The sequence below is a fragment of the Variovorax sp. P4_D9 genome, from assembly GCF_056401695.1.
Genome location: NZ_JBFUIU010000307.1, coordinates 1 through 10,247, shown reverse-complemented (window position 1 = coordinate 10,247; position 10,247 = coordinate 1). Strand labels below are relative to the sequence as shown.

General features: G+C 62.9%; 11 protein-coding genes and 2 pseudogenes. 5 read left to right on the top strand and 8 right to left on the bottom strand.

Going from position 1 to position 10,247, the window contains the following annotated elements:
* Positions 1 to 326: c-type cytochrome (locus AC1DY5_RS28170; protein ID WP_478116745.1), on the bottom strand; the 326-nt coding region annotated here is incomplete at its 3' end.
* 335 nt (positions 327 to 661) lie between these two features.
* Here AC1DY5_RS28170 and AC1DY5_RS28165 point away from each other — a divergent pair.
* Both AC1DY5_RS28165 and AC1DY5_RS28160 read left to right on the top strand, forming a co-directional pair.
* A pseudogene (locus AC1DY5_RS28165) lies at positions 662 to 1,027 on the top strand (IS110 family transposase); the annotation flags it as partial.
* A pseudogene (locus AC1DY5_RS28160) lies at positions 1,020 to 2,247 on the top strand (error-prone DNA polymerase family protein); the annotation flags it as partial. The pseudogenes AC1DY5_RS28165 and AC1DY5_RS28160, both read left to right, overlap by 8 nt.
* A 351-nt stretch (positions 2,248 to 2,598) precedes the next feature.
* On the opposite strand, the gene AC1DY5_RS28155 reads toward AC1DY5_RS28160, so the two are convergent.
* The 3 genes from AC1DY5_RS28155 to AC1DY5_RS28145 all read right to left on the bottom strand — a co-directional run bounded on the left by AC1DY5_RS28155 (position 2,599) and on the right by AC1DY5_RS28145 (position 4,137).
* Entirely contained in the window at positions 2,599 to 2,886 is a 288-nt protein-coding gene (locus AC1DY5_RS28155) for an HNH endonuclease (RefSeq protein ID WP_478116746.1), read from the bottom strand.
* A gap of 65 nt (positions 2,887 to 2,951) precedes the next feature.
* Positions 2,952 to 3,554 (bottom strand): hypothetical protein, encoded by a 603-nt coding sequence (locus tag AC1DY5_RS28150; RefSeq protein WP_478116744.1) that lies wholly within the window; start codon positions 3,552 to 3,554, stop codon positions 2,952 to 2,954.
* 28 nt (positions 3,555 to 3,582) lie between these two features.
* Positions 3,583 to 4,137: a hypothetical protein gene (locus tag AC1DY5_RS28145; RefSeq protein ID WP_478116743.1), complete on the bottom strand. Its 555-nt coding sequence runs from the start codon at positions 4,135 to 4,137 to the stop codon at positions 3,583 to 3,585.
* 49 nt (positions 4,138 to 4,186) lie between these two features.
* Between AC1DY5_RS28145 and AC1DY5_RS28140 the strand changes: the two genes are divergently transcribed.
* The gene (locus tag AC1DY5_RS28140) at positions 4,187 to 4,897 is read left to right on the top strand and encodes a hypothetical protein (protein WP_478116742.1); all 711 of its coding nucleotides are present in this window, start codon (positions 4,187 to 4,189) and stop codon (positions 4,895 to 4,897) included.
* 515 nt (positions 4,898 to 5,412) lie between these two features.
* Here AC1DY5_RS28140 and AC1DY5_RS28135 read toward each other — a convergent pair.
* The 4 genes from AC1DY5_RS28135 to AC1DY5_RS28120 form a co-directional block, all read right to left on the bottom strand.
* Positions 5,413 to 6,036: a peptide deformylase gene (locus tag AC1DY5_RS28135; RefSeq protein WP_478116741.1), complete on the bottom strand. Its 624-nt coding sequence runs from the start codon at positions 6,034 to 6,036 to the stop codon at positions 5,413 to 5,415.
* Positions 6,037 to 6,305: 269 nt separating this feature from the next.
* Positions 6,306 to 7,604 (bottom strand): YVTN family beta-propeller repeat protein, encoded by a 1,299-nt coding sequence (locus AC1DY5_RS28130; protein ID WP_478116740.1) that lies wholly within the window; start codon positions 7,602 to 7,604, stop codon positions 6,306 to 6,308.
* 52 nt (positions 7,605 to 7,656) lie between these two features.
* A complete protein-coding gene (locus AC1DY5_RS28125; protein ID WP_478116739.1) occupies positions 7,657 to 8,463 on the bottom strand; it encodes a creatininase family protein in 807 nt (268 codons plus the stop codon).
* A 398-nt stretch (positions 8,464 to 8,861) separates the two neighbouring features.
* Positions 8,862 to 9,410, bottom strand: a complete 549-nt coding sequence (locus AC1DY5_RS28120) for a hypothetical protein (protein ID WP_478116738.1) — start codon at positions 9,408 to 9,410, stop codon at positions 8,862 to 8,864.
* 246 nt (positions 9,411 to 9,656) lie between these two features.
* Between AC1DY5_RS28120 and AC1DY5_RS28115 the strand changes: the two genes are divergently transcribed.
* A complete protein-coding gene (locus AC1DY5_RS28115) occupies positions 9,657 to 9,920 on the top strand; it encodes a hypothetical protein (RefSeq protein ID WP_478116736.1) in 264 nt (87 codons plus the stop codon).
* 52 nt (positions 9,921 to 9,972) lie between these two features.
* Entirely contained in the window at positions 9,973 to 10,200 is a 228-nt protein-coding gene (locus AC1DY5_RS28110; protein ID WP_478116735.1) for a hypothetical protein, read from the top strand.
* Positions 10,201 to 10,247: the final 47 nt, after the last annotated feature.

The window sequence follows — 10,247 nt, the reverse complement described above, 5'->3', positions numbered from 1 at the left end:
CCCTCGATCTGGCCGGCCCCGGTCATGGAAGTTCCCGGAACGAGCTTGCCTGGGTCACGAATGAACGCGTCGAGGGTGTCGTCAGACCACACGATTCCGGAGTTCTTGAGTTCTTCGGTGTAGTTCTTGTAGTCGACCACGCTGCCCGCGCGGCGTCCGAAGACGCCTTCAAGTTTTGGGCCGAGCCGATTGCAGGCGATCGAATGACATTGCGCGCACTTGGCACGAAACAGATTCTCCGCGCGCGACACGTCCGTCGCACGCGCCGGTTGAAAGCCGACCATCAGAACAAGGATCGTCAGAGCTTGCAGAGCAATGGCATTCATCTAGCGCTCCGAGTGGTCACCGGTCTGGAGAGCGTATTGAAGCGGCAAAGGAGCTGTGGCGCAATACAGCAGCTGTCTAGTTGTTCATCGGGCAGGCCCGACCCCGGGGCATGAAGCGGGGCCGATGGCTGGCGATAGATGGCGCGTGATCGTAGGATGAAGCCGGGCACTGCTGACGAGGTCGGCGTTTGCTTGGTGTTGCGAACCCGTTGTCTAGTTGGACCCGCAGTGAGCACCCCGGAATGTGGCAGAGGGCGGCAACGCCCCGAAGCACGACTAGTAGAGTTCGATGACGAGGACTGCCTGCGGTGCCCTTCAACCGCCAGGAGGTTCTCATGCAAGTGCTTTACCCGCGCTGTGCGGGGCTGGATGTGCACAAGGACACCATCGTGGCCTGCGTGCGATGCGTCTCGCCGCCCATGCATCAGGAGGTGCGCAGTTTCGGCACCACGACCGCCCAGTTGCTCGAACTGGCCGATTGGCTGGCCGAGCACGACTGCACCCACGTGGCCATGGAAGCCACCGGCGTGTACTGGAAGCCGGTGTGGCACGTATTGGAGGGCGAGTTCGAGTTGGTGTTGGCCAACGCGGCACACATCCGCAACGTGCCCGGGCGCAAGACGGACGTCAACGATGCGATGTGGATCGCCGACCTGCTCGCGCACGGGTTGATCCGCTCGAGCTTTGTGCCGCCGCAGGCCCACCTACGCGGGTGCGCAGCGCCGGTACCCGAGCGGCCCGCCCGACAAGGTGCGAAATCAGATCGAGCACGAGCTCAGGATCATTGCCCAGCTTGAATACAAGAGCTACTTCCTGACGGTCGCTGACATCGTGCACTGGGCGCGCGATCGGAACATCCTCTCCCAGGGACGAGGGTCAGCGGCCAACAGCGCGGTCTGCTACTGCCTCGAGGTCACGAATGTGGACCCTGATCGCATGAGCGTCCTCTTCGAACGCTTCATTTCGGTAGAGCGAAAGGAACCGCCCGATATCGACGTCGACTTCGAGCACCAGCGGCGCGAGGAGGCGATGCAGTACATCTACGACAAGTACGGGCGCGATCGCGCCGCGCTCACGGCCGTGGCCACGACATACCGCACGAAATCGGCGCTGCGCGATGTGGGCAAAGCCATGGGTATTGCCGCCGACAAGATCGACCGCCTGGCCAGCACCGCCTACGGCACCGACGAGAAATGGATCAGCGAGGCGTGCCTGCTCGAAAACGAGATCGATCCCACGGATCCAACCATGGTGCACTGGCTCACGATCGCCGACACGATCCGCGGCTTCCCGCGCCATCTGAGCCAGCACCCTGGCGGCTTCGTGATCGGGCGCGACAAGATTAGCCTCCTGGTGCCAGTCGAGAACGCTGCGATGGAGAACCGCAGCATCATCCAATGGGAAAAGGATGATTTGGATTCGACGGGCCTCATCAAGGTCGACATCCTGGCGCTCGGCATCCTCACCGCGATTCACCGCGCCCTCGACCTGGCCGGCGGGAAAGCCGGCGGCCCGCCGATTCGCATGCAGGACGTGCCCGCGGAGGACCCGGTCACCTACGAAATGATCTGCAAGGCCGACACCGTCGGGGTATTCCAGATCGAAAGCCGCGCGCAGATGAGCATGCTGCCGCGCATGCAGCCACGGACCTTCTACGACCTCGTGATCCAGGTCGCGATCGTGCGGCCGGGCCCGATCCAGGGCGGCATGGTGCACCCGTACTTGCGCCGGCGCATGGGCGAGGAAGCAATCGAATACCCGAGCGACGAGATCCGCCAAGCGACGGAGCGCACGCTCGGCATACCTCTGTTCCAAGGGCAGGTGATGGCGATCGCCATGGTTGCCGCTGACTTCACCGCGGGCGAGGCCGACCAGTTGCAGCGCGCGATGGGTGCATGGCGAAAGCGCGGCGGCCTGGAAGTGCACCAGCGCAAGCTCATCGATCGAATGCTGAAGAAGGGCTACAGTGAGGACTTCGCGCAGCGCCTGGCCAAGCAGGTGGAAGGCTTCGGAAGCTACGGTTTCCCCGAATCACACGCAGCAAGCTTCGCCCACGACTACTGGAGCGAGGGACGCAACGCGCTCTCCACCTGTTTCGCGACGATCCAGCCTGGGACTTCGATGCGACGACCGTCGAGACCCTGGTCGCGGGCTTTGCGGGCAAGGTCGCCGAAGCGGTCAGGGCGACATATGCGATGCGGCTCATGGCTCAGCCGGACGAAGAAAGCAAGACCCCCGATGCGCCACACTTCGGGGTGTAGTCGACTCCCAGTCAGTCACGCGCCTCGAGCCTCGCAACGCGCCACTGAAGCGATTCGAGTTTCGGGAACATCCGTGGCTCTCGTGGCTTGATTAGCTCCTTCCCCGCGAGCTCAAGGAGTGGCCGGTGATCGGCAATGCGGCTATCGAGCCGCGACGCGACATGCCACCTGAAGTCTGGGCCTGGAGCAATGAGGTCGTGATCCATCGCCCAGTGCATGTTCGGCGTGAGCGCCAGGCCATTGCGGGGATCATCGTCCTGGGCTTCGCTGAACGGGTGGATGTGGGCCGCCTCGACCATCGCCGTTCCGTCCGGCAGCACCAACCTCAGGCCCGTCGCCGCGCATCGGTAGTCGTATAGCTCCGTTACGACACGACGGAACGCCGGATCGCGCACGTACGCCGGAGGCGCCGGCGGCCGGGCCTGGAGCGATGGCCCGGCGCGCAGTTGGTGCTCGTAGCGGCTGATCTCGCTTGCCTGGGCAACCAGGCGCACAGCTCACTTAGCCCGCGATCGAACCAGGCGGTGGAGAGCGCGTCCCCCAATGCCTCAACGTTCAACGGGGACTGGAGCAGATCAAATAGCTCGTCGTCCAGTGAGGCGAACGCCACGTTCTCAAGGATCGCCGCGTTGCTGCGCGCCGTACCCATCGCCGCCAGTACCTCCTCGCGCCCCGGCAGCGCATGCAGGTGCCAAAAGCTGTCACCGGCGCCGCGCAGTCGCCCTGACAAGTGGAAGAACGGAAAATAGGGGTTGCGATGGTCCGAAGGGCTGCGCACAGCGTCAAAGAAGCGTGCGTATCGCTCCAGAAGGGGAGGCGCGTAGTAGATGCGGTTCTCGGTAAAAGCGCCGCTGCGGGCGAGGTCGAGTACGGCCAGCAGCATGCAGATCTTGTGCGGGCTCGCGCGGCCGCCGGCTACGTTGACGTTGAGGCGCGCAAACTTCTGCTGGTAGGTCTCTACGGACATCGGCGTGTGGAGATGTGGTCCCTCGATGCTACTCGGTCGACGCGAAGCCCCGCTGCCGTGAGACGAACGATCGGACATACCGCTCCACCTCACCCCCGGATTCAGGCCCCTCGCTCTCCCAGCGCGCTAGCCGCCAAGGCAGGTCGGGATCCTCGCAGCCCGGGTGCAGGCGCGTCAACAGCGCGATGACCTTTGGCGAGACCAGCACGCGCTTCATGGGCGACCCCATCTCCCAAAGCATCTCGTTCTTTACCATGCGGTCCAGAAGCTCAGGAGCAGAATTCGCAAGTTCGAACGAGACGACGTCGTTGCGCCCGGTGCCGCGCCACTGCGCCAGCTCTCGAACCATCTCCGGCCTGGTCAACGGGTGCTGCGACCGAAGCCAGTAGAGGATCTGCAGTCCCTTCATCGTGACCGTCGCGTCGGCGAGCCCCACGTCGTGCGCGATCGGGCCGAAGACGCTGGCGCCTTCTGTGCTGAAGGTCGCTTCGAGAAAGCCCGCAACTCCACCTTCAACTGGTGCGGTGTTCGACGAAGAGGAAGCGGTCATTCTTGCGGCGAGGTGGCTGTGGAGACGTTCCATTTTCGTCTGTCCTTGACGGATGATGAGCCACTTCCGTAAGGTAGTTCGCATGAATGCAGCTGCTCTCGATTGCCCTCGCACCCTCAGCGCTTGGATCAAAGCGGACGACAAGAAGCTCCTCGACGCGATCAACCGCGGTCTGAGCATTCAAGAGGCCTCCGAGGCACTGCAGCGCGAGCCGGTATCGGTTCTCCGGCGCATCAGCGCCATCGGTGCCTTCGAGTTCGAGCGCGGAACAGAGGAATGGGTCGAGATCATGTCGCTGGCCCTTTCCGGCGTGCCATTGCAGGACGTGATCGCCTGGTGCTCGGCATCGGAAGAACGCATGCCCTACGAGCTCCTGGATGCGATGCGCTCGGGCCCGGACCAGCGTCCGGCGTTCGAGCTGGCGCGAGAACTCGGCGTCGAGGTCGCGAACGTCGATGCGCTCGCAGACCTGCAGTGGCTGATCGAACAGCCGGAGGAGATCCGTGTCGGCTATGCCGCGGCCGCCGCACGCGTCGTGGCTCGTTTCGATGCACTGACGCCGGCGACCTTGAAGAGCGAAGTGCTCGGCCTAGCACCGGCAGATCTGCGCTGGATGGGAGGCTCCGCACTGAAGTCCAAGCGCGGATCGAAGTCCACCAGTGCAGGCACCGCGAAGGCGCGCGCGCCACGCAAGGCTTCGACCTCGCGTGCGCGCAAGCCGAAGATCAGGAACAAGTGGGCCGACGCGAATTACATGAAGAAGAAGCGCGCCACGGCGAGCGGAAAGCACTGAATGAGCGACATCGAATTGAGCGTCCTGAGCGCGATCGAGAAGGCCGGCGAGCAGCACGCTGCGCTGAGACTGAGCTGCCTGCTTGTAGCAAGATCGAGCCATGCCGAACTATCGATGGTCTTGTCTTGCTTGCGGTGAGACGAATCCGAGCCAGGCGGACGTTTGCGCTGCTTGTCAGTGCCCAGCCGGCGCGACCCTCGCGCAGATCAGTGCCAGTCGAGCTGAGCATGTTGCCCGAGGCGGATGGCTTCTGGGAGAGGCACCTATCAGCGCTACGGGCGATCTCTCTGTGCCATCCGGACGGGATTCGCTTCCGGGTATGTTGATCCTGGCCCGCATGCTGCCACACCGTCATCAGCCGTGGCGTCGGCTTCCGCTACCAGACGCGCGACGGGTCGGGATGTGGGTCGGGCTGGACGATGCCAAGGGGCCGGAGGGCGGGACCTGGTACTTCCAGGCGGCCAGTCGGGGAATGCGTGGCGATAGCGGACGCGATCGCGGCATACAGCCGGAATTCAGCCGCTCGCTGGCTGACGCCATCGGTCGCGTCCGGGCCAACGCTCGACCAGATCAAGAAACAAAGGGTCGATCTGATCCGGACTTTCGGCGGCTTCCTCGGCCAGTACGCCAGGCGCCTCATTGAACGCGAGCAGGGAAAGGTCGGCCATCCTCATCGGGTAGAGAATGCCATCCAGATGATCACATTCATGTTGCAGGAGCGCTGCCCAGCTGCTGCGAGCTTCGTGTTCAACGCTGACGCCCTCGATGGTCTGATAGCGGATCGAAATCCTGGGATAGCGCGGGACCTTGCCATGCAAGCCCGGGATCGAAAGACATCGCTCCCACACCGGAACTTTGTCCGTGGTCAGCGGCGTGATTTCCGGATTGACCATGACCGTCCATGGCACCGGCTGCAGGTCCGAGCCTGCAGGAATTCGCGAGGCGCCGATGCGATAGACCACGATGCGCTTCGCGACGAAGACCTGCGGTGCTGCGATGCCGCTCGCGCCAATTTCATCCACGGTCTCCCGCATGTCTGCGCCGAGACGTGCGATCCCAGGGTCTGTCGGATCGTCGACTTTCATCGCCACTCTCCTCAGCATCGGGTGACCCATCTTCGCGATCGTCAGAATGGACATGGCTCGCTCCTCATGGTTCTGGTCCAGATTGGACACCCGCGATCAGCCAAGCGGTAAGTGTCCCTCTTGCTGTCGTGCGAATGTGGCACGAGGTACTGCTGGCGGTTCGACCGCGCGCGCGGCAGAATGCCGCATGAGGGCAGTTCGACAGTCCCAGCTCACACCGATGTCTGCTCGCCGCACCACCATTGGCGTGGGGCGCTGCGGTGGTGCAGTACGAACTGCAAGGTCGCCAGCGAAGGCTTTGCAGTCAAGTCAGCCTTGACTTGTTATCGCAGATTGCCGGTGTGCCCCAGCGAATAGCGACCGGGCTGCGGCCATACCGTCAACCCATGCGGTTCACGTCCGACCTTGATCTTGTCGACGCTGCCCGATCGGGTGTCGAAACGGTACACGACATCGTCATAGCGACCCGAGAGCCAAAGATATGTGCCATCGACGCTGACATTGCCCATGTCCGGGCTGCCGCCGCCGGGGATGGGCCAGGTCTTGACAACCTTCCGGGTGGCAAAGTCAATCACCGAGACGCTGCCTTTGCCACCTGGTTTGCCGTGGATTTCATTGGTACCGCGATTGGCTACATACAAGCTCTTGCCGTCGCGACTCGGATACAACCCATGGGCGCCGACGCCGGTGGGAATGAAGTCGATCTGCTTGAAGGACTCCGCATCTACCACGTGCACGCCATCGGCCATCATGTCGGCAACGAAGAACACTTTGCCATCCGGCGACGCACGAACATCCTGCGGCATGCCGGGGGTTGTGCAGATCTCCGCGCCAAGCTCGGTGGGATCAGGAACTTTCTTCGGCTTCTTCCCTGGCGCAGCAATGAGCGCAAGCACCTCTGGGCGACTGAAGTATTGGCTCAACTTGATGGTTCCGACCACGCGGCGATTGACAAGATCGATCTTGGTGATCGCGCCACCAAACTCGCAGGTGAAGAAGGCGAACTTGCCGTCGATGGAGAAGTCGGCGTGGTTGATGCCCCCACATTTCGGCGTTGCGATCGAATATTGCAGGCTCATGGTGCGCGGATCGCGGAAGTCGAGCCGCTTGTACGCTTCCGCGACCACAATGGCGGACTGACCGTCTGGCGACCAATAGAGGTTGTAGGGATCTTCGACACGAATCGAGGCTCCGGGCTTGCCGGTTTTCGGATCGATGGGCGTCAAGCTGCCGTCGGGGCGTCCTTCGGCATTGTTTGCGACCCACAAAGTGCGCAGGTCCCACGCCGGCACAACATGCTGTGGATTGATGCCGACCTTGAACGTATCGATCACCTTCAACGTCGCCGGGTCGATGACGGACACGGTATTTGCAGTGTGGTTCGGAACGTAGACGCGCTCCAGCGCTCCAGCTACCGCAGCGCTCATGTGGCTTGCGCCAATCTCGCTGTACAGGTTCTGGGAGTCAACGACGGCCGGCATTCCAGGCACCGTGTTCACTGCTGCGGCGCGGGCCGCATCGGGCGGCGACGGCTTGGCGGCGGTCTGCGCCGCGACCCACCAAGCCGCCGATCCCAGGAGGACGCACAAGATTGAAACTGCTGCTACACGGCTCTTACGCATCGTCGGCTCCTCAAGTTCTCGGTCTTTATATGACAAAATTAAACCGGCGCGCTCAGCGCGAAGCGCCCTTCGCAGCGCGAATGGCGGCCACCGTTTTCGCTACGATCAAATCGACACCCAACTGCCCCAGCGCTGCACTGGAGGCGCGCGGATCGCCTGAGACGCCATTGGCCTCGTTTTCGCGTGGGTCATGTGCAATTTGAGCTGACCGAACCAACGTGGCGTCAATACTCATCATCAACGAGGTATCGGCCGTGCCTGCATGCACGCCAATTTGGCCGTCGCTCAATCCCTTGGCCTTGAGTGCCTGCACATAATCGGTTTGGGTGACGCGGTAGTAGTCGCCGATGAAGTGGGCTCGGGCAGGCGTCGCCGCCCAGTCGTGATTGAGACGTGTCGCCACCGCCTTGAGCTGGGCCTGGTATCCGCCGTGATCACCGATCAGCACCACGTCGACAAAGCCGCTCTGCTTGAAACTGCGTGCAGCCCCCTCCAGTACGCTCTTGAAGGCGTCCTCAGGCACCGAAATCGTGCCCGCAAAGCGCATGTGCCCAGCGGCCGGGGCGATGCTGCCTTCGGGCACGTAGGCCACCACGGGCGCGACCAGTGTCTGTCCCAGTGAAGTGGCGATTCGTCCTGCCAGCACCTTCACTCGCACATTGTGTTTGCCTAGCGCCATGTGCGGGCCGCTCTGTTCGGTCCCGCCGACCGGGATGATGATCGTCGTCGTGCTGGTACGGATGGCATCGCGCACCTCGGTCGAAGTCAATTCTTCAAGGTAAACACTGGTTGTGGCGGACCAGGCTGCGGAGCTGAATACGACCGCTCCCATCATGAGCAAGCGAGGTAGTGTGAGCATCAGAGGTTCGTGCTTATTGCGAATAAGGGGGTTGCCAAACCTGCTACTGCTCGTTCGACGGATGATTTGCCCGGTCGGGGCTGATCCGGTGCGGGGCATGGTCATGTCGACCCCGCCCGCCCGGGTTTGCAAGGCTATACGCAATCAAGAGCGCCATGAATCCGAAGTCCATGTTTAGTTGTCCCAATTGTGAATGTCGTCGCTCGCATTGTGCATCCTCAGACGGTAACGACTGAGCGGCTGATGCAGTTGGCTAATCAAACCGTTTAGCTGATCAGCACATGTGCCAGAAAATGACCAGTGGCACGACAGTCACGATCAGGTGGACTCCCCAGCTGACGACCTGGCGGTCCTTGTCCGAGACGAGGCGGTTGACTCTCATGCTGCATGCTCCTTCGTTAAATTGATTCAGGCATCGCAGCGCCAGTCGCTCTACCGCGACAGTCGCCGGTACGCGCTGTAGTGCCTGATTGCCCGTTGACGGTGGCCGAGCTCATCATGGAGCCGGCCCGCGTTGAAGTGGGCGTCGGCCAGATCCGGGTCGAACTGCAGCGCCATGTCGTAGCTTGCGAGCGCCTCGCCGAAGCGGTTGAGATCCCTTGCGCCGCTAGCTCCGGCGCCGGCGGCTGCCTCGCCGCGTCGAGGTGCCGCACCACCGTGACCCCGCCCTTGGGCTCGACGCCCACATCGAAGTCCATGAGGAGCTGACCCGTTTCCGCCTCCCATTGCGAATCGCGATCTCGTACCGCGATGTCGTTGCCCACCGCCGTGATGCGCAGGCCCGACAGGGGCGCTTCGGCCGGCAACTGGTCCTTCAGGCGGCGTAGCGATCGGAGGATCTTGGCCATGGGAATGCTCGCTGTCCGAAGTTCATAGGCGGTGCGCAGCAGCACGACGTCCTGGAACGAGAACAGGTACGCCTGGCGTGGCCCTCTCTTGGGCTTCACGAAACCCATTTCGATCAGGCGAACGATTGCGCTGCGGGAGAGGCCGAGCATTCTCCTGAACGCTTCGAAGCGTGTGCGACTCCAGATCTACCTCCCGCCGACTTTGTGAGTGTGACTGGCCAGCTTACTTCCTGGCGCGGGTGCGAGCTGGCGCTGCCGCTCCAGGCGCAATACCTCCTCGCCTCATTTCGAGGCTAAATCGTCGCCGTCAACGCGGGGCGACCGGGGACCGCTACGATGGCCCTCATGAGCGCAACCGAGACCATCCCCTTCGTCTACGCGCCTGAGGACTTCGAGCTCAACGACGCACGGATCCTGCGCGCCGTGCGCACGCTTGGTGTCGAAGGGACGGCGGTGTTCGGGCGGACCACAGACGGCTGGACCCGGGTCGTGGTCACGATCTCCGGGGAGGCTGAGCCGATGCGCATCGCGCGCTCCGGCCTGCCGATGGAAGCTCAGGACACGGGCAGCGATCGACCCAAGGCGATCAAGCCCCATCCGAAGAAGTGATGGACTCGGCCCCGGCGGCCTACTGGGCTGCAGTCGGTGGGCCGCACCGCAGTTGAGCCATCAACGCTTCGGTTGTATCGTCCGCTCGCTCGAGCCCACGCTGGATGACGGCACGCCCGTGCACAGCTTCTCCACCCTCATGGCCGAGCTCGCCACCATCGTGCGCAACACCTGCCGAGCCCCTCAGGCCGGCCCCGAGGCGCCCACCTTCGAGCTCCTCACCAACGCGCAGCCGCTGCACCTGCGCGCCCTCGCGCTCGTGCAAAACATCAAGCCGTAGACAGAAAACTCCCTCGCCAACTCAAGCAAGTGCTTGAGTCACAAGGG

What these genes read in the sequence shown, in the direction of transcription:
- AC1DY5_RS28115 (WP_478116736.1), top strand. Translation starts at nt 9,657, where the DNA reads ATGAGCGCAACCGAGACCATCCCCTTCGTCTACGCGCCTGAGGACTTC.
- AC1DY5_RS28135 (WP_478116741.1), bottom strand. Translation starts at nt 6,036, where the DNA reads ATGTCCATTCTGACGATCGCGAAGATGGGTCACCCGATGCTGAGGAGA.
- AC1DY5_RS28155 (WP_478116746.1), bottom strand. Translation starts at nt 2,886, where the DNA reads ATGGTCGAGGCGGCCCACATCCACCCGTTCAGCGAAGCCCAGGACGAT.
- AC1DY5_RS28150 (WP_478116744.1), bottom strand. Translation starts at nt 3,554, where the DNA reads ATGTCCGTAGAGACCTACCAGCAGAAGTTTGCGCGCCTCAACGTCAAC.
- AC1DY5_RS28130 (WP_478116740.1), bottom strand. Translation starts at nt 7,604, where the DNA reads ATGCGTAAGAGCCGTGTAGCAGCAGTTTCAATCTTGTGCGTCCTCCTG.
- AC1DY5_RS28145 (WP_478116743.1), bottom strand. Translation starts at nt 4,137, where the DNA reads ATGGAACGTCTCCACAGCCACCTCGCCGCAAGAATGACCGCTTCCTCT.
- AC1DY5_RS28125 (WP_478116739.1), bottom strand. Translation starts at nt 8,463, where the DNA reads ATGCTCACACTACCTCGCTTGCTCATGATGGGAGCGGTCGTATTCAGC.
- AC1DY5_RS28140 (WP_478116742.1), top strand. Translation starts at nt 4,187, where the DNA reads ATGAATGCAGCTGCTCTCGATTGCCCTCGCACCCTCAGCGCTTGGATC.